The 17,772-nt window shown below is 68.6% G+C and carries 16 protein-coding genes; 8 read left to right on the forward strand and 8 right to left on the reverse strand.

Translation table 11 applies throughout. The features are described 5' to 3' along the window. The first annotated feature begins 908 nt into the window (after positions 1-908). Positions 909-1,925 (forward strand): LLM class flavin-dependent oxidoreductase, encoded by a 1,017-nt coding sequence (locus ACNTMW_RS26475; RefSeq protein ID WP_426636537.1) that lies wholly within the window; start codon positions 909-911, stop codon positions 1,923-1,925. Then, positions 1,912-2,670, forward strand: a complete 759-nt coding sequence (locus ACNTMW_RS26480; protein WP_426636538.1) for an SDR family NAD(P)-dependent oxidoreductase — start codon at positions 1,912-1,914, stop codon at positions 2,668-2,670. Before ACNTMW_RS26475 ends, ACNTMW_RS26480 begins: the two co-directional genes overlap by 14 nt. A gap of 298 nt (positions 2,671-2,968) precedes the next feature. Here ACNTMW_RS26480 and ACNTMW_RS26485 read toward each other — a convergent pair whose 3' ends face one another. After that, on the reverse strand, positions 2,969-3,595 hold the full coding sequence (locus ACNTMW_RS26485) for an isochorismatase family protein (RefSeq protein ID WP_426636539.1): 627 nt from the start codon (positions 3,593-3,595) through the stop codon (positions 2,969-2,971). A gap of 515 nt (positions 3,596-4,110) precedes the next feature. On the opposite strand from ACNTMW_RS26485, the gene ACNTMW_RS26490 reads away from it, so the two are divergent. Beyond that, positions 4,111-5,049 (forward strand): NmrA family NAD(P)-binding protein, encoded by a 939-nt coding sequence (locus ACNTMW_RS26490; RefSeq protein WP_426636559.1) that lies wholly within the window; start codon positions 4,111-4,113, stop codon positions 5,047-5,049. Positions 5,050-5,519: 470 nt separating this feature from the next. Here ACNTMW_RS26490 and ACNTMW_RS26495 read toward each other — a convergent pair whose 3' ends face one another. Both ACNTMW_RS26495 and ACNTMW_RS26500 read right to left on the reverse strand, forming a co-directional pair. Then, positions 5,520-7,709 carry a ricin-type beta-trefoil lectin domain protein gene (locus ACNTMW_RS26495; RefSeq protein WP_426636540.1) on the reverse strand — a complete coding sequence of 730 codons (2,190 nt, stop codon included), beginning with the start codon at positions 7,707-7,709 and terminating at the stop codon, positions 5,520-5,522. Positions 7,710-7,877: 168 nt separating this feature from the next. Then, positions 7,878-9,257 (reverse strand): ricin-type beta-trefoil lectin domain protein, encoded by a 1,380-nt coding sequence (locus tag ACNTMW_RS26500; protein ID WP_426636541.1) that lies wholly within the window; start codon positions 9,255-9,257, stop codon positions 7,878-7,880. A 202-nt stretch (positions 9,258-9,459) separates the two neighbouring features. Here ACNTMW_RS26500 and ACNTMW_RS26505 point away from each other — a divergent pair, with 202 nt between their 5' ends. Then, on the forward strand, positions 9,460-10,203 hold the full coding sequence (locus ACNTMW_RS26505) for a type 1 glutamine amidotransferase domain-containing protein (RefSeq protein WP_426636543.1): 744 nt from the start codon (positions 9,460-9,462) through the stop codon (positions 10,201-10,203). Between the two features lie 105 nt (positions 10,204-10,308). Here ACNTMW_RS26505 and ACNTMW_RS26510 read toward each other — a convergent pair whose 3' ends face one another. Next, positions 10,309-10,806 (reverse strand): integrase core domain-containing protein, encoded by a 498-nt coding sequence (locus ACNTMW_RS26510; protein WP_426636544.1) that lies wholly within the window; start codon positions 10,804-10,806, stop codon positions 10,309-10,311. Here ACNTMW_RS26510 and ACNTMW_RS26515 point away from each other — a divergent pair. After that, positions 10,796-11,062, forward strand: a complete 267-nt coding sequence (locus ACNTMW_RS26515) for a hypothetical protein (protein WP_426636545.1) — start codon at positions 10,796-10,798, stop codon at positions 11,060-11,062. The two genes, ACNTMW_RS26510 and ACNTMW_RS26515, sit on opposite strands and share 11 nt — an antisense overlap. Before the next feature lie 189 nt (positions 11,063-11,251). On the opposite strand, the gene ACNTMW_RS26520 is transcribed toward ACNTMW_RS26515, so the two are convergent. Beyond that, entirely contained in the window at positions 11,252-12,322 is a 1,071-nt protein-coding gene (locus ACNTMW_RS26520) for a GGDEF domain-containing protein (protein WP_426636547.1), read from the reverse strand. Positions 12,323-13,008: 686 nt separating this feature from the next. Here ACNTMW_RS26520 and ACNTMW_RS26525 point away from each other — a divergent pair. Beyond that, positions 13,009-13,398 carry an OsmC family protein gene (locus ACNTMW_RS26525; RefSeq protein ID WP_426636548.1) on the forward strand — a complete coding sequence of 130 codons (390 nt, stop codon included), beginning with the start codon at positions 13,009-13,011 and terminating at the stop codon, positions 13,396-13,398. 95 nt (positions 13,399-13,493) lie between these two features. Here ACNTMW_RS26525 and ACNTMW_RS26530 read toward each other — a convergent pair whose 3' ends face one another. Both ACNTMW_RS26530 and ACNTMW_RS26535 read right to left on the reverse strand, forming a co-directional pair. Continuing rightward, entirely contained in the window at positions 13,494-14,753 is a 1,260-nt protein-coding gene (locus ACNTMW_RS26530; protein ID WP_426636549.1) for an FAD-dependent oxidoreductase, read from the reverse strand. Between the two features lie 104 nt (positions 14,754-14,857). Next, positions 14,858-15,505 carry a PadR family transcriptional regulator gene (locus ACNTMW_RS26535; RefSeq protein ID WP_426636550.1) on the reverse strand — a complete coding sequence of 216 codons (648 nt, stop codon included), beginning with the start codon at positions 15,503-15,505 and terminating at the stop codon, positions 14,858-14,860. 165 nt (positions 15,506-15,670) lie between these two features. On the opposite strand from ACNTMW_RS26535, the gene ACNTMW_RS26540 reads away from it, so the two are divergent. Then, a complete protein-coding gene (locus tag ACNTMW_RS26540) occupies positions 15,671-16,108 on the forward strand; it encodes a hypothetical protein (RefSeq protein WP_426636551.1) in 438 nt (145 codons plus the stop codon). Between the two features lie 473 nt (positions 16,109-16,581). Further along, a protein-coding gene (locus ACNTMW_RS26545) for an IS5 family transposase (RefSeq protein WP_426636552.1) occupies positions 16,582-17,396 on the forward strand; the annotation gives its coding sequence in 2 pieces (ribosomal slippage) (positions 16,582-16,942 and positions 16,942-17,396; 816 coding nt in all). 32 nt (positions 17,397-17,428) lie between these two features. Here the strand turns inward: ACNTMW_RS26545 and ACNTMW_RS26550 are convergent. Beyond that, a partial coding sequence (locus ACNTMW_RS26550; protein ID WP_426636553.1) for a transposase occupies positions 17,429-17,772 on the reverse strand: 344 nt, incomplete at its 5' end.

Here is a 17,772-nt window from a genome sequence, read left to right on the forward strand (position 1 = left end):
CTCAGCCTGCCGCCCCCATTGCGAACAAGAACGCAAACCCATGCCCGGTGAGGATCGCCCGACGGCAGCCAGGTCAGCGCTCGATTATGGCCGTGGGGCGCGACCTGCAGCGACAGCACGGCACTTCACGTGAGCCCCGGTAGCCGGCACATGATCACCCTATTTGACGATGTGCCCGGTCCCATCGGGGCCGCAGACGACGACAAACCTCGCCGTGTACCCTCCGGAGCGGTTCACGGGCATTGTTGTCACCGCCAACGCCTCACCGCAGTTCAGGTTCGGGCATCGCGCCTGCTCGCTCATGCCTCTCTCACCGACTCGACTGACCCTGGGTCTCTTGCGCGTCAACACGGATCGGTTGCTGCTGGGCGCGTCTTAGCAAGCGCGCTCCTTCGCTCGGTGAACATATGGTGAACACGCTTAGGCGGCACATTGCCCGGTCGATGGTCGGGGAACCACGCCGCTCGACGGCAACGTCCTGCGGCGCCTGGACCAGGTCGACACCGTCATGCTCGACGCCCGCGCCGTGAGTACCAGCCGTTTCACCGTCGGCGCGGCGGCGGGATGCCAGTTCTTGATTGCGGTAGGGCACGCGCAGCGGGCGTTGCCGTTGCACATTCTCAGTGAACGCCGGCGCCGTGACCGCGGCTGGCGGGACACTGGCGGACCTGCCCAAAGGCCGTGTAGCACCCACGTGATTGGGCAGGCATTACACCGGCGCAAACCCAGCGGAGGGACGTGCCGATGCCGGATGGGTCACCCGTTCTCGCCACCGGTACAGCGGGAGGTGTGGGAGCGGCCGGCCGGAGCACGATGGAACTCCCGCGGCACCGGGACGCGCCGGTCGGTGCGTTCGTGCGGCGGCGTACCGCGTCGGCCATCCGGACGTTCGAACAGCGGAGTAACCAGTGAAGATCTCTGCCCAGTTTGCGACCTCGCTGGACTCGCCGGAGCATATCGCTGTCGCCGAACGACTGGGCTACGCGCGGGCGTGGTTGTTCGACACCCCGCAGCAAAATCCGGACGTGTGGATGATGCTGGCGCTGGCGGCCGAACACACCGAGCGGATCGGGTTGGGCCCCGGGGTGCTCGTGCCCGCGTTGCGGCATCCGATGGTCAACGCGGCGGGCGCCGCGGCGCTGGAGGCGCTGGCGCCGGGGCGGACCGCGGTCGCCTTCGGTACCGACTCCACCGGCGCCCGGGCGATGGGCGCCAAGCCCAGCACGTGGTCGTATATGAGCAACTACATCGACGCCTTCCGGCGCCTGCTGCGAGGCAAGACCGTCGAGTGGGACGGCGGTCGAATGCGCATGCTCCACCCCACCGGTCATGCTGCGCCCCGATCGGTCGAGGTGCCGGTGCTGATCTCGGCGCTGGGACCGAAGGGACTCGCTGTTACGCGTGAGCTCACCGACGGCCTGTTCACCGTCAACGGCGAGACGGCGTCCGCCCGCGAGTTCACCTGGGCCGCCCTGGGCGTGCACGGCGCCGTCCTGGCCGACGGCGAAGCGCTGGACTCACCTCGGGTACAGGCGGCCGCAGGCCCAGGTAACGCGCTGGCCTTCCACTTCGCCTACGAGGCCGGTGCCGACGTCGCGGCCTTGCCCGACGGGCAGGCGTGGCTGGCGGTGATCCAGCGGGTCCCGGAGCGCGACAGGCATCTCGCGGTTCACGATCAGCACCTCGTCACGCTCAACGCCGCCGACGAAGCCGCCTGGGCGGCGGGAAGCTGGACCGCGATCCCGACCACGACGGTCACCGGGTCGGCGAGACAGCTCCGGCAGCGCCTGTCCGCGTTCGCCGAGGACGGCATCACGGAGATCGTCTACCAACCGACCGGGCCCGACATCGCGGGCGAGTTGGAGGCATTCATCAAGGCGGCGAACAAGCTGACGACGGGAGGTCGTCGACATGACGACAGCTGAGCAGGGACAAGGCGCGGTGATCGTCACCGGCGCCAGTCGGGGTATCGGCGCCGCGATCGCCGAGAGGCTGGCCGAGGACGGGTACGGCGTGGTGGTCAACTACGCGACGGACGCCGAGGGCGCCGAGTCGGTGGTCTCTACCATCCGCGCCCGCGGCGGTCGGGCGGTGGCCGTGCGCGCGGACGTGACGGCACCGGACGACGTCGCGGGCCTGTTCGACCGGGCGCAACGCGAGCTGGGGCCGCTGGCCGCGCTGGTCAACAACGCCGGGACGACCGGCGAGCGGGGCCGCATCGACGAGCAGGACGCAGACCACCTGGCCCGGCTGATGCAGATCAACGTCGTGGGCCCCATGGTGTGCGCCAAGCACGCCGTGCAGGCGATGTCCACCGCGCACGGCGGCTCCGGTGGCTCGATCGTCAACATCGCCTCGATCGGCGCCCAGGCGCCCCCCGGCATAAATGGATTCGTGCCGTACGAGGCCACCAAGGGCGCCGTGGTGTCGTTCAGCCGTGGCCTGTCCAACGAGGTCGCCCCAGAAGGGATCCGGGTCAACAGCGTCTCGCCGGGCGTCATCGACACGGAGATGGCGGCGGCGACCCCCGGAGCGAAGCAGGCCGCCGCGAGCAGCCCGATCGGTCGCGCGGGCCGGCCCGGCGAGATCGCCGCAGCGGTGTCGTGGCTGGTTTCGCCTGCGGCATCGTACGTGACCGGCACAGACATCACCGTCTCCGGCGGCCTTTGACCGACGCGTGCCGGGGACCGCTCGGTCGCCCAGCCCGACATTCCGCGGTGCCCGACGGCAGCAGACGGTGCCGATGCCCGGCTGGGCACGCGCCGACCCGGGACATCGCTGGGTACATCCAGGCCAAGACCGCTCCCCCAGACGGAGTCGAGACACCGACGACAGTCGGTGCCACCACGAGTGAACGGATCCGGTCACGGCATCAGCCGGCGCCCCCTGGCACCAGCCGATCGGCGTCGACATCATCGGCCTGAGCGTGGGCGGCGAGGCGCGCGGACCCGTCCGATCGCGGGTGTGGTCAGGTCTTCGTGAGCGCCGAGGTGATCTGGCCGACGAGCACCGCGAACGGCATGTCGAGCGCGGCGTAGACGGCGTTGGCGAGGGGGTCGGCGTTGTCGGCGAGGATCTCGACCATGGCGCTGGAGTAGTCGATCGGCACCACGCCGGCCTGCTGCAGGCGCAGCAGCCCCGCCTCGCGCTTGGCCGGTGAGAAGGTACCGGAGGCGTCAATCACGGCGTACGCGTCGAACCCCTCGGCCGTCGCGCTGATGGCGGGGAACGCGAGGCACACCTCGGTGGAGATGCCCGTGATGATCAGCTTGTTCCGGCCGGTCGCCCGGATCGCGGCGTTCACCCGGGGGTCGTCCCAGGCGTTGACCGTCGACCGGTCGATGATGTCGAGGTCGTCGGGCAGCACCGCGGCCAGCTCAGGGATGACCGGTCCCCACATGCTGTCCGCCGCGGTGGTGGTCACCACCAACGGCAAGCTCAGGACCTGGGCGGCCCTGGCCAGAGCCACCACGTTGTGCTTCAGCTCCCCGATGGGGATGTCGCGCACGCCGCTGTACAGGCCGACCTGGTGGTCGATGATCACCACGGCGGTGTTGTCGCGGGTGAGCCGCTCGGTGAACCTGTTCGCGGGCATCGGGTCCTCCCTGGATAACCAGGGCCGGGAAGCCGGTCGCCCGGCGCTCCGGCAGAGGATCAGAACAAAGTCACTGATTCTGACAGATCGTCGTCAATTACCAGTTTAGGTCGCCCAGCGGGGAGGCGTCCTACCTGCCGGCTACGGTTGCTCCGGACGTCATCCGAAGCGTTCGCTGGTGAGCCGTTGCAGGGTCGATGCGTGCGGCGACGGTCGGACCGGGTGACGTACAGCTCGTGGCGTGGCCGGCCTCGCCTACCTGGCGATCACCCGTGGCAGGGTCGACGCCGTCGCCTGGCGCTCGGCGGCTTCACCGCCGCCCTCGCCGCCATCGTCCGGCTCCGACTGATCACCGTGTACCGCCGGCTGGCCTTCGGCCCCGCGTTCTTCTCCGTGAACGCCGGGGCGGTGATCGCGGCTGGCGCGACAGTGGCTGACCTACTTAAAAGAACGTGTAGCGCCCGGTGGATCGGGCAGGCATTGCACCGACGCAAACCCAGCGGAGGGACGTGTCGATGCCGGATGGGTCACCCGTTCTCGTCACCGGTGCGGCCGGAGGCGTTGGTGCCGTCGGCCGGGCCACGGTGGAAATCCTGCGCAACCGGGACGTGCCGGTCCGTGCGTTCGTGCACCGCGAGGACGAACGTGCCGAGGCCCTACGCGCGGCCGGCGCCGAGGTCGTGATCGGCGACCTGACCAAGGCATCCGACGTGATCGACGCGATGACCGGTTGCCGCCGCATGTATTTCGGCATGAGCGTGTCGTCTCGTTATCTGGAGGCGACGGTAACCGTGGCGGCCGCCGCCCGCGAGTACGGAGAGTTGGCAGCCCTGGTCAACATGTCGCAGATGACGGTCTCCCAGATGACGCTGACGAGCACGACGGAGTCGGACCAACAGCGCCAGCACTGGCTCGGCGAGCACGTGCTCAACTGGTCCGGCCTTCCGGTCGTAGACATACGGCCGACCGTCTTTCTCGAAAACCCCCTCTTCATGACGATCGCCGCCTCATCGATCACCAGGAGCGACACCCTCCGGTTGCCATTCGGCTCCGCACGCACGTCACCGATCGCCGCCGGAAACGTCGCCGAGGTGATCGCCACCGTGCTCGCCGACCCCGCATCGCACCTCGGCAAGACCTACGAGCTCACCGGGCCGCGGTCGCAGGATATGACCGCGATGGCCGCCGAGTACTCCGGCGCGTTGGGCCGCCCCGTCACCTACGTCGACGTTCCTCTCGAGCAATGGGTCGCCCAGGAGCTGAACCCGCTCAATCTGCCGGAACACCTGCGCGAGCACCTGACCACCATGGCGCGTCTGCACCGCGAGAACCGTTACGACCGGCTGACCCACGACGTCCAGGCCGTCACCGGACGGCAACCGACCAGCGTCCGCGACTGGGTCGCCGATCACGCCACGCTCTTCGCGCGGCCAACCGTCGGGCGGACGCCGTGACCCAACCGCAGCCCGCCCCGGTGTACTGGGTGGGTCCGCCGATTGGCAATCGCGGTCGACGACTCGTTCGACGACGCCATCACGCGGTATGAGGCCGCTGTGCCCAGGTACCCGGCCGCACGCTTCGACCAACTCGAAGCCGACACCGGCAGATGGCAAACCGTGCTCGAGGTGGCCGACGCACTCGAGAAGCACGGATTTCTGATCCACGGCGACCTGGACCGCCGGTCCCTGATGGGCCTCGCCGGGGAGCACGGCGCGCTGCACCGCCCATCTGATGCGCAACCACACGAACGCCGAGAGGATGCGGGCAGCTCAACCCCGTACGGCGCGGTCCAAATCCGTTGGCCACCTGCCCCGCTGATTCCATCCCGCTCCCCTGCCGTTGACCCGTTCCGATCCGGAGCCGGCGGCCGGTGGTCCAGGTGGTGGCCCGCCCCGCACGGGGCGGGCCACCACGTGCGGACGGGTTACGGGCCGCTGACCAGGTTGGTGACCTGGTGGCCGCTGTTGGCGGCGTCCCCGGTGTTGTTGATGACGTGCGAGATCGTGCCCGTGCCGCCCAGTGACACGGTCACCATGTCGTGGAACTTCACGCCGGGCTTCACCGGAACCTCGAACGCGTGGGCGTTGACCACCGAGGGGTTGACGTTGAAGAAGCAGTAGCTTCCGAGGCCCCAGGCCTCGTGGTTGGTCACCGAGTCGGCGACCTTGTACGCGGCCCAGCCCTGGGTGCCGCCGTTGGAGTACGCGGCCTGGTTGGGCGGGTCGTAGGGCATCTCGTTCTGGTAGAAGTACGTGCGCCCGTTGTTGCCGTTCCAGATGGTCTGGTACTGCTGATAGTGCTCGACGAACAGGCCGTAGAACGTCGCGTTATTGCCGTTGACGACCAGGCCGTTGCGGGCGGTGTTGACGGTCCAGCCCACGGTGCCGCCGTTGCCGTGGTCGGCGCGCCAGATCCAGCTGTGGTCGCCGATCACGTCATTGCTGTTGACCTGCACGCTGACTGTGGCCTTGCCGGCGATGGCGCCGCCGACGCGGACGAACACGTCGGACAGCACGGTCGGGTTGGCGGCGTGGCTGGCCGTCGACCCGGACGGGCCGACCTGCAGCAGGATGTTCGAGTTGGTGGTGCCGGCGTCGAACAGCAGGCCGGCGATCCGGACCCCGTCGACGTCGGCAACGTGCATCGCGTCGATGCCGCCGTCGGGGACGAAGGTGGCCAGGCCCAGCCCGAGTACGACCGTGTTGGCCCTGGTCACGTTCAGCGTCTGGTTGAGGTGGTAAACGCCGGGGGTGACCAGCAGGTTCTTGCCGGCCGCGAGGGCGGCGTTGATGGCGGCCGCGGTGTCACCGGGCTTGACGACGTAGAACGTGCTGATCGGCAGCGAGGTGCCGGCCGGAGCACCGTTCACCCAGGTGGTGCCGGTGGCGTTGGTGCGGACCGACGGCACGAAGACCTGGTAGGCGCCGCTGCCATCGACGTACAGGTACGGCTTCTCCGCGATCACCGGCGCGCTTCCCACCGTCGTGTACGGCGGGTTCGGGAAGCTGTTGGCCGGCGCGCCCTGGTCGCCGACGAAGACCTGGTTCCAGTTCCGGCCGGTGAAGCTGCCCATCTGGGTGTTGCGGAAGAGGAACTGCTGCTGCGACCCGTTGTCGATCTGGCCGTCGATCCGACTGTCGGCGATGAAGCCGCCGGAGGACCAGCCGCCGTCCGACAGTGCCAGGCTCCCCCGCAGGTGCATGCGCCGGTACGGTGCGGCCTGGGAGACGGCCCACCGGTCGAGTCCGTCGGGCGGGGCCACGGACAGGCCCTCGGCGGAGCGCCAAAAGTTCTGGGTGGCGTTCTGCGAGCCGTCCGGCCACCAGTCGGCCTCGACGTGTACGTGGCCGTTGATGGTCACCTGGTCCGGGGTGAGGCCGAGGCCGGCGACCTGGGTGAAGAAGCCGACATTGGCGTCGACGTTGTAGGCGCCGGGCTTGAACAGCAGTGCGTACCGCTGGTCGCCGAACTGGTTGGTCACCTGCTGGTTGAACACCGCGTTCAGCTTGTTCTGGATCGTCGCCTGCGACATCGAGGGGTCGAAGATGGTGACGTTCGGGCCGAGGTCGGGATTGCCGGTGCCCGGCGGGGTGGTGGGTGGCGGGGTGGTGCCGCCGCCGGGCAGCGTCCACTGCTGGTTGGCGCCACCGGTGCAGGTCCAGATCTGCAGCGGGGTGCCGTCCGCGGAGCTCACTCCGGTGGCGTCCAGGCACTTACCCGAGCCGGTGTTGATGAGCTGACCGTTCGCGCTGGTCCACTTCTGGGCGTTGGTGCCATTGCAGTCGTAGAGCTGGACCTTGGTGCCGTCGGCCGTGCCGGCGGCGGTGACGTCGAGACACTTACCCAGGGTCTGGATGCTGCCGTCGGAGTTGCCTACGCTCCAGGCCTGCGCGCCGGTGCCGTTGCAGGTGTAGAGCTGGACCTGGGTGCCGTTGGCCGAATTGGCCCCGGCGACGTCGACGCACTTACCGCCGTACCCGACGATCGGGCCGGTGGTGGCGGCGAGGGCGGCCGTGACGCTGAACGCGCCGACGGCGGCCACCACAACGGCGGATGCGCCGACCGCGATGAGTGTGGCGCGTCGACGTCGCGGGGGTGACGCGGAGAGTCGCACGTTATCTTCCTTCGGGTAGGGGGTGGAGCGACCGGCGGGCGCGGGCGTGTCAGGCCTTCGCCGCGCTCAGGTCCTCGCCTGAGCTGGGGCGACGGGGCCCGACCGGGTCTGCGCTCGGCCGGGCCGAGTCCGTGGTGTGGTGATGACCTGGCGGCGATCGGGCCGGCCCTAGCCGGTGAACCCGGCCGTGATCTGGGCGAAGGCCCAGTCGGGCTGGGCGATGCCGGAACAGGTCTCCTGTACACCGCCGCCGGCGCACCCGCGGTCGCGGTTGACCGACCAGAACGCGAGCCGGGCGATGTGATTGGCGTTTGCCCAGTTGCGGACGTTGGTCCACACCGCCGTCGTGGTGATCTCGGACTGGTCTGAGTAGCCGTTCATGCCGGAGATGCCGACGTGGGCGTACGCCTGCGCGTCGGTCCAGCCGAAGGCCGTCTTCAGCTGGTTTTTCAGGCCGTTGGCGGCGTTGACGGTGTTGCCGTACATGTCGGCGCCGCCCCCGAAGTCGAACGGCATGATGGTGAAGACGTCGATGTTCGCGCCGAGGGCGGCGGCCTGGTTGATCAGGCGGGTACCCCAGGAGCTCGGGCCGGTCGTCGACGTACCGAAGGTCACGATCGTCTTGATGCCCGGGTTGTTCTGCTTGACGATCTTAAGGGCGCCGAGGATCCGGTCCTGCACGACCGCGTTCTCGAACTCGTCGGTGTTTTCGATGTCGATGTCGATGTACTTCAGGTTGTAGGCGTTGATCACCTGCTGGTACGCGCCCGCCAGCGCGCTCGCCGACGAGCAGTTCGGACCGAGCTTGTTGCCGCTCCACCCGCCGAAGGAGATCTCCACGTCACCGCCGTTGGCGCGGATGGTGTTGATGGTCGCCTGGTCCACGCCGCCGGTCAGGGGTCGGGAGCTGTCCCACATCGGCACGCAGCCGCCACCGGAGAGCATGAACGCCATGGTGACCTGCTTGATCCCGCTCGCGTTCATCACCGTGGTGATGTTCGGCGGGTTACCCCAGCCGTTGTAGTAGTACGGCGCGGCCATCACGCCCGGCGTGCCGCCGCTGGGGCCACCGGGGACGGTCCATTTCTGGTTGGCGCCGCCGGTGCAGTCCCAGAGCTGCAGCGGCGTGCCGTCGGCCGAGCTCACGTTGGTGGCGTCCAGGCACTTGTTGGCCTGTGGATTGACCAGGTCGTGGCCGGCGGTGTACGTCCACTGCTGCGCGCCGGTGCCGTTGCAGTCCCAGATCTGCACCTTGGCACCGTTGGCCGTCGAGCCGCCGGAAACGTCCAGACACCTGCCGAGCGCGCGGATCGTACCGTCGCTGCCGACGGTCCAGCTCTGCGCGTTGGTGCCGTTGCAGGTCCATAGCTGCACCTGCGTACCGTTCGCGCTGTTGGCCCCCGAGACATCTACGCACTTGCCGCCGTAGCCGGCGATGACGCCCGTGCCGGCGGCGGTCGCGGCGCCCGGGTAGGCGATGACCGCGCCGAGTACGACAGCTGCTGCCACGAGCATCCGGCGCAGGTGCGCCGGTCGTCGAGCGTCCATGATGGGTTCTCCTGCAGGTGGGGGCGCCGGAAGGCGACACTAAATCGAGAAACTTCGAATTGGTGACTTAGTTCATACCCTAAAATAGGGTTGACTGTAAAGACGATTTCCAATTTTGGTCCGGCGAACCGGACGCGGATCGTGGCAGGGGCGGACGCGGATCGCGGCAGAGGCGGACATCGATCACCGCTAGGCTGTGGCGATGCGCGTTCTCCTGCCGTTGCCGGACCGCGACTTCGACGTCACCGAAGTGGCCGTGCCCTGGCAGCTACTGACTACGGCAGGGCACGACGTCGTGTTCGCCAGCGAGCAGGCCGGCACACCGTTGACGGCTGACCCCAAGCTGCTCACGGGCGTCATCCTCGGCCAACTCGGCGCCGAACCCGAACCCAAGCAGTACTACCGCGACCTGACCGAGACAGCGGCATTCCGGTCGCCGATCGCCTGGGCAGATCTCAAACCCGACGAGTATGACGGAATGATCCTCGCCGGAGGGCATGCGCCCGGCATGCGGCAATACCTCGACAGCAAGGTGCTACGCGACAAGGTCGCCCGGTTCTGGGCGCTGCGTCGACCGATGGGCGCCATTTGTCACGGAGTACTGGTTCTGGCCAGGACCCAGGACCCCGCCACCGGACGCAGCGTCATAGCCGACCGGCGCACGACGTGCCTACCGAAGTACCTGGAGCGCGGCGCCTACTATCTGACCGCCTGGCGACTCGGCCGGTACTACCGCACCTACCCCGAGTACGTCGAGGACGAGGTCACCGCCGCGCTGGACGACCCATCCCAATTCCACCGCGGACCCCGCACGACCACCCGTGGAACGATGACCGATGATCGTCCCGCCTTCGTCGTCGAAGACGGCAACTACCTGTCCGCTCGCTGGCCCGGCGACGCGTACCTGTTTGCCAAACGCTTCCTGGCGCTCCTCGACCGAGACTGACTCGCACCTTCCCGCCGCCTGGCGCCAAGCCCCTACCTCGGCCGATCCGTTGTAGCGTGCCAGAACTCGATGCATGGCCTCTGACCTTGGGCTTCATTGACCGGGTCACGCCGCTCGCCGGTACTCGTTGATCACGCCTCCCAGGATTCGTCGCCGCCGCACCGGGGCATCGATCGGAACGACAACGGCCGGATCATGGGTGGGTGGATGTCGGGCAAGGCTCTGGTGTGGGCGGTGCCCGTTGAAGTGGGCCGCGTATCCGCCACGCACCGTGCGGGCGTGCCGCTCGTGGTAGACCAGAATCCGATCCGTGCACTCGGCGCGGACGCTGCGAACGAACCGTTCGGCGTAGCAGTTCGCCCGGGGCGCCCGCGGCGGCGTCCTGACCAGGTCGGCACGTTCGCCGGCGACGGTATCCCCGCAGTCGACTTCCTCGCCGTCGGGCTGGCCGACGCGATCGAGGCGTACCGGGCAGTTCACGGGATCGGCAAGCCGGCGGCGGCCGCGTCGCTGCTGTTCTGCCAGTACGCCAACCGGCTCACCGGCCCCGTCCTCGCCCAATGGTGGCGGCAAGGCCGCCATCTCGACCGCGATGCACCGCATCGCCTGGTCACGGCCTGACCCGGACCTGACCCGGGTGACCCGCGACCTGCTGGCCGACCCGAGGCTGACCGGCCTGTGCGACCCGCAGCCAGTCGACCACGCCGGGCGCACCTGGCAGGGCCATGCCCGCCGCACCTGCTGCCTCATGTACCAGGCCAGTGACCGTTACTGCGCGACCTGCAGTCGCCACCACCCCGCCACCCGCGCCGACCTGCTCCACCAGCTTGTCGCCGCCTTCCATGCGGAAGCCCGATGACCACCGCCGACGCCGTCGCCGTGTATCGCGACTGATGCTGCGGCAGCATCCTCAGACATCCCGGACCGACGACAGCTGCCAGCCGGCGCTGCCGTTCCCGGGCTCGGCCCACCCCTCAAACCGCAGCGCTGAGCACACTGCGGTGTCGTCGGATCGCCCTCGCTGGATCGCCCTCGCTGCAACCGTTGATCATGAGCCTTCCTTTCCCAGGCCAGCTATCCTTCCGGCCTGGCCGGGAGGCCGAGCGTCGAAAAGATCAGGAGCAACGTCGGGAATGTATCGGCCGCCGACGCGGCGGCGTTCCTGCTTTTGTTGGTAGAGGCACCGGTCGGCGGCCTGCATCAGCGAGTCGAGGTCGTTGCCGGCGTGTGGTGCGCAGGCCCAGCCGATGCTCACGTCTGTGCGCTCACGAAGCGCCTGGCCGGTTCGGTCGGCGAGCACCATTGCCGTAGTCGGGTCGGCGCCGACGAGGACCACCACGAACTCGTCACCTCCGGTGCGCGCGATGATGTCAGTGGGACGCACCACGCTGCGGGTCGTCGCCACCACCCACTGCAGCAACTCGTCACCGGCGGCGTGCCCGAGGTTGTCGTTGACAGACTTGAAATCATCGAGGTCCAGGCAGAGCACAGCGGGGCCGGCGTCCGTCCCGGGAAACAGTTGTTCAGCGGACGCGCTCAAGCCGCGCCGGTTCAGCGCACCGGTGAGCGGGTCCGCCTCCGCGAGGGCTCGCAGCTGGGAGCGTTGCCGTGCAATGGCCCGTGCCTGCGTGGTACACACCCCGACCACGCCTAGCATGCTGCCGAGAAGGAGAAAGACGAAGCCCGGCGATGCCAGCCGTCCGGTAGCGACGACCGTGAGATACGTGCCGATGACGACTGTCTCGAGGCCGGCCATCATGCCTACACGTGCCGTGGAGCTGGCGACGAACAACACCGGAAGCAGGAATCCCAGGGTGAGCGGCGAGCGCGCGCCACCGTCCCAGTACGCTCCCAGCGCCATGATGACGAGGGCGCTGCAGAGCATCGCGAATGCGTAGCCGTATCCCGTGGCTTTCGCGGGTCCCCGCACCGCTGCCCAGACGCCGACGACGCCAATCGCCATTCCGAGGCTATAGCCGACGAGCATGGTCGGCCGGTTCGGCTCCGACCAGGTCATCAGACAGTAGGCGACGGCGAAGCCATCACCGAGCACGGTCAACGCCGCGCCGGTCAGCATTTTTCGCCGTCGCACCGCCACCCGGTCGAACGCACCACCCACGGCGCGTACATCGGCAGGGCCAGCACAAAATTGAGCAGATCAGCCATGCTGCGACACCGGACGCTGCCGATGAGCGACGTGGACAAGAACGTCGACACTCCCGCACGGCGTCACCGGCTCACCGTCCTGCAGCACCAGCTCGACAAGCCCCGCCGCGATCCGCGCGAAACCCGACGCGAACTGCGCAATCCGGCCGCACCCGGCCGCACCCGGCCGCCAACGACCACGCTGAGCGCCGCAGCCACCGCCAGACTACCCGCTTCTCGACGATGGACGGTTACCCGGCGGTGGTCGCATCCACGTCTCTCGACGCACCGTGGCAGTCCCAAGCCATCCTCGGGTCATGACGGCCGCCCGCCAAACGCCCAGTTATGGACCTCCATGTCGGCGTACCGATCCGGGGTCCGGGCGGCGCGCGCCTGGTCCGGGTCCGCACGAGCGGCTCAACCCGGTCGGACGCGGTTCAGCGCCGTTGGACGCGCCCCGCTGCTCCCACTCTGCTCCCCCACCGATTGACGCCAGCGCGCCGACAACGGCTAACCGACAAGGGATAACGAGCCACCATGTCGTCACCACGGACCACGCGGCTCACGGCTTGATGTGGATGGCCGGACACCTGGTGGTCAGCATGATTCGGGGCCACAATGATCCGGTCGGGTAGGGCGGAAGCGGAAAAGGGGCGGCCGGTGGACCGGTTCGGAGTTGTGGTTGGCGCCGGCTCCTTCAGATCGGACAACAGCCGCGCGGTCCGGCTCCCCCATCAGTGGACGCCCGAGGGCGTCACGGTCGAGACGGACTTCACCGGGGCGCACCTGTTGCACCTTGCTGCGGCCGGCTGCGTCCTCAACGACGTTTACCGGGAGGCGGGCGAACTCGGCATCCAGATCGACGGCGCGCGAGTGACGGCCTCGGGAGGCTTCGACACTCAGACCTGGACATCGACCGGCATCACGTACCACGTCGAGTTGCGTTCGCCCGCGTCGACTGAGGAACTTGCCCGGCTGTTGGATCGTGTTGACGAGGTGGCTGAGATCCCCCGCGTGATCCGAGCCGGGGCGGCGGTACGCAGAAGCTGACGCGCTCGCCGGTGACGCTCGGCCCGTGGCGGCGCTGGTAGTCATGCAGCAAGGTTCCCCCGCCCACCGCCACCACGGGCCGCGGCACCGCGAGCTCAGCGCAGCGTCGACTCCGCCGTTACCAGGGCGTCCCAGTCGATCACGTAGCGCAGCTCGGGGCCGAGCCTCTTCTCCGGGTTCATGGCGACTTTCACCATGAGCGGCATCAGCAGCGACATCAGCGCTCTGGCCACCGCGCCGGGGGCCTTGGCGTGGTTGATCCGCGCCGCGCGGGCGGCGATCTTCTCCACGCGGCCACGCCGCATGCGCTCGAAGGCGGCGTACGCCGACAGGACGTCGGGTAGGTCGCGCAGGCAGCGGGCCAGCTGCACCGCGCTCTCGATCGCCAGCGACGCGCCCTGGCCCGAACTGTTGGAGGGTGCGTGCGCAGCATCGCCGACCAGCACCATGCGGCCGCGGTACCAGTGCGGGACGGGCGGCATGATGTGCAGCGACCCCACCACCTGGAGTTCGTCCGCACTGCTGGTCAGCATCAGATCGCGACCGGGATCGTCGTCGGCGTAGGCGGCGCGCAGCGTACGCATCCAGTCGGTTGAGGGCACCGCGCGGGCCTCGGTGATGCTCATCGGCCGCTCCTGGGGCAGGTTGACGCCCCATCGCGTGCCGCCGCCGGGCTCCGGCCAGTACAGGTAGAAGCCGCGCTTGCCGAAGGCGAAGGTCATCGTGCCGGGCTGGGCGTCCACTTCATGCCGCGCGACCGCCTCGAAGCCGAGAAGTCCAGTGAACTGCGGTCCGGGCGCGTTCGGGTCGATGAGGCGACGCACGGTCGAGTGGACGCCGTCCGCCCCGACGAGGATATCCGCGCTGGCGGTGCTGCCGTCGGCGAACCGTGCGGTGATGCCTGTTGCGGTCTCCTCGGCACCAACCAGGCGCCTGCCGTACTCGATGGCCACGCCACCGGCGACGGCTTGGTCGTGCAGCACGCGGTAGAGATCGCTGCGGTTGACCACTTGCAGCGGTGGCAGGCCGGCCAGTCCGGGTAGCGCGATGCGCTTGCCACCCACGGCCATGACCTGGCGCGAGATCGGCGTGGCGATCGCGGTCACGGCCTCGTCGGCGCCGACGACGCGCAAGGCCGCGACGCCGTTCGGTGCGAGCGCGAGCGTACCGCCGAGGCCATCGGCGGTGCTCGGGTGCGCCTCGTAGACGGCGGCTTCGATGCCGGCCATGCGCAGCGCCAACGCCGCTGCCGGGCCGGCGATGCCGCCGCCGATGACGATGGCTGTCTTTACTTCGGTCACGGTCTTCTCCCTTGGTGATCGGTTCTCGTACGTGCGAACCGACCTGGGAGACAACCCGGCTATCCTCGTAGTTGCCGCTTCGGGCCGAGCGCCTTCCCAGGCGTGGTTCGAGGTAAGGGCCCTGGTGTGGTGTTGGCGCACCGCGCCAGGGCCGTCCATTACTCCGTAGAGCTGGCCCTTTCGGCGAGCTCGGCTAGCTCCGGCGGTATCTCGCCGGTTTCGTGGAACGCCCGCCACACGTCCAGCCCCGGGTAGGCGCCCGAGGTGAGCTCGGCGAGCAGAGTGCGAATCCAGGCCGCTTCTGCCTCCTGCATGGCCAGGTCGTATTCCGACTCGACCAGGAACAGCCGCGGGACGTGCTGCGCATACTGCGCGAGCGCGTCGCGTGCGGCCGTCATGCCGCCCTCCAGCAGGTCCAGCCGCTGCCGCAGGAGATGCGTGGCGTCGTCCGGGTGAAGCACGGCGAGCACCGACAGGCCGGCCCGGAAGCGCGAATGCTCGTGCACGGGAGTCGAGACCAACTCGCGCGTCCAATCGACCAGCTCCGCACGGCCGGCATCGGTGATGCGGTAGACCGTGCGCTCGGGCCGACGACCTTCGCGAACGCTCTCCACAGCCGCGATCATGCCGTGTTTGTCCATGTTGCGCACAACCGTATAGAGGGACCCCCACTTGATCCCCATGTCCTGGTCCTTACCCCAGCCGCGTAGCGCCGTCGCGATCTCGTAGGGGTGCATGGGTCGCTGGGCAAGAGCGGACAGCACGGCAAGCGCCAACAGGTTGTTGACCTTGCGTCGCTTAGCCATGCCACTCACCTGTCCTCGCCTGCGGTTACTTGTATACGACTATACGTGCGCGAGTATTGATGAACAAGCAGTCGCGGTCAGCCGGCGGAATGCACAGGCTCGCCCGGTCGATGCTGAGAACCGGGCCATGCACCGCCAAGTAGTACGCGGACAGGACTCATCCGCGTGCACCCCGAGGTCGGCGCCCTGCACGAGGTCCAAGGCCGCCTCTACCTCGGCCCACCCGAGACGGCGAACTCCGTCCGCGACATCCACCTACCGCCGCTCCTGATCGGCCTGCTGCAGGAGGTGCCCGACAGCCACGACCACGACATCGTCTTCTGCGGCGCCCGCAGCGCCTTCCTGCGCCGATCCAGCATGTCCCGCCGCGTCTGGGGGCCAGCCGTCACCGGCAGCGAGCGCGCCCACACCGGGCCGGTCATCGAAGGCATGCACTTCCACGACCTCCGGCACACGCACAAGACCTGGCTCATCGAAGACGACATCCCGGAAGCCGCCCAGGCCCAACGACTCGGCCTCCGACTGCCCGGCGTCCGCGGCAGCTACAGCCACGTCACCCCCGCCATGCGCCGGCGCATCACCGAGGCGCTCCAGGACCGCTGACTATCGACCCAACCCGCCCCCGCCGCTGCGGTGCGGCACCTGCCCGCCGCGTAACCCTCGGCACCGGTTCTGCGGGCCGGCGCCAGCACGGCGCCGCCCCGCCGCCGTTCACCCTCACCGGCGGCCACACGCGCCGACGCGCGGCAAACCCGCCCACCGCCACCGACGCACGCCCATCGGGATCCCAGAGAAGTAGACGATCACGTGCCCCCATTTTGCTCCCAATGTAATGGGCACAAAGTGAAAGGCTCCTTGTCGAACCTTCGGTAACGAGCCTTTGACCTGCTGTTTCTCTGGTGGGCGATACTGGGTTTTAACCAGTGACCTCTTCCGTGTCAAAAGAAAGAAAATCCGATCTTGCGCTGACCTGTACACATACGAGGGACCACAGGTCACGGCGAGACGATGCAAGCGGCTAAGAACTGCTAACGGAATGAGGTTGGCGAGCCAGCCCGGGGGTAGTCGGCTCGAGCATGAGGAAGGGCCAACAGCCGCCGTGGATCGTGCCGGACGGGCTGTGGCAGCGCATCGAACCGCTCCTGCCCACCCACCCACGCCGCTACCGGTACCCCGGCCGGAAACGCCTGGATGACCGCAAGGCGCTGTGCGGGATCCTGTTCGTGCTGCACACCGGGATCCCGTGGGAGTTCCTGCCCCAGAAGCTGGGGTTCGGGTCCGGGATGACCTGCTGGCGGCGTCTGGAGGAATGGAACCGGGCCGGCGTGTGGCAGCGGCTGCACGAACTGCTGCTGGCCGAACTGCACGGCGCCGACCGCCTCGACTGGTCGAGGGCGGTGATCGACAGCTCGCAGGTCCGGGCGCTCAAGGGCGGCCCAAAACCGGGCCGAGCCCGGTCGACCGCGCCCGCACGGGCTCCAAACACCACGTCCTCACCGACGCGGCCGGAGTTCCGCTCGCGGTCGGCCTGACCGGCGCTCAGCGCAACGACGTCACTCAGCTGCTGCCGCTGATCGACCAGATTCCACCGGTACGTGGCCGGCGGGGCCGACCCCGGCGAAGGCCCGACCGGTTGTACGCCGATCGCGGCTACGACCACGACTGCTACCGCCGGCAGGTGCGCGGCAAGGGCGTGCGGCCGGTCATCGGCCGCCGTGGCGCCCCGCACGGCTCCGGTCTGGGCGTCCATCGCTGGGTGGTGGAGCAGACCATCGCGCTGCTGCACTGGTTTCGACGGCTGCGCATCCGTTGGGAGATCCGCGACGACATCCACGAAGCCTTCCTGACGCTGGCCTGCGCCATCATCTGCTACCGCCGACTCAGCAAATGACCATTCCGTTAGGAGTTCTAATGCTCGGTTCCTCAAAGGCGGTACACGAACTTGCGGCGGAGTTTGCGGGTCGGTGGCGGTGGCCGTCCCCAGATCCAGGGCCGGGCGTGGGCGTTGAGCTGGGCGGTGGCGGTCTGCACGGCGTAGGCGATCTCGGCGGTGTCGGCAAAGGACTGCCCGGCCAACGCCTGCTTGCGCAGGAGCCGCCACCAGCCCTCGGCCAGGTTGAGCCAGCACGCCCTCTTCGGGATGAACACCTGCTGGATGCGCGGGTGGCGGGCCAGCCACCAGCGGACCTTGACGCTGGTATGGCTGGAGAGGTTATCGGCGATGACGTAGACAGGACCACGGGGATTGGCCCGGGCGATGCGCTGCA

It is taken from the genome of Planosporangium spinosum (genome assembly GCF_049999945.1).
Taxonomy (GTDB): domain Bacteria; phylum Actinomycetota; class Actinomycetes; order Mycobacteriales; family Micromonosporaceae; genus Planosporangium; species Planosporangium spinosum.

What these genes read in the sequence shown, in the direction of transcription:
- ACNTMW_RS26510 (WP_426636544.1), bottom strand. Translation starts at nt 10,806, where the DNA reads ATGCGGTGCATCGCGGTCGAGATGGCGGCCTTGCCGCCACCATTGGGC.
- ACNTMW_RS26500 (WP_426636541.1), bottom strand. Translation starts at nt 9,257, where the DNA reads ATGGACGCTCGACGACCGGCGCACCTGCGCCGGATGCTCGTGGCAGCA.
- ACNTMW_RS26490 (WP_426636559.1), top strand. Translation starts at nt 4,111, where the DNA reads ATGCCGGATGGGTCACCCGTTCTCGTCACCGGTGCGGCCGGAGGCGTT.
- ACNTMW_RS26480 (WP_426636538.1), top strand. Translation starts at nt 1,912, where the DNA reads ATGACGACAGCTGAGCAGGGACAAGGCGCGGTGATCGTCACCGGCGCC.
- ACNTMW_RS26485 (WP_426636539.1), bottom strand. Translation starts at nt 3,595, where the DNA reads ATGCCCGCGAACAGGTTCACCGAGCGGCTCACCCGCGACAACACCGCC.
- ACNTMW_RS26505 (WP_426636543.1), top strand. Translation starts at nt 9,460, where the DNA reads ATGCGCGTTCTCCTGCCGTTGCCGGACCGCGACTTCGACGTCACCGAA.
- ACNTMW_RS26535 (WP_426636550.1), bottom strand. Translation starts at nt 15,505, where the DNA reads ATGGCTAAGCGACGCAAGGTCAACAACCTGTTGGCGCTTGCCGTGCTG.
- ACNTMW_RS26515 (WP_426636545.1), top strand. Translation starts at nt 10,796, where the DNA reads ATGCACCGCATCGCCTGGTCACGGCCTGACCCGGACCTGACCCGGGTG.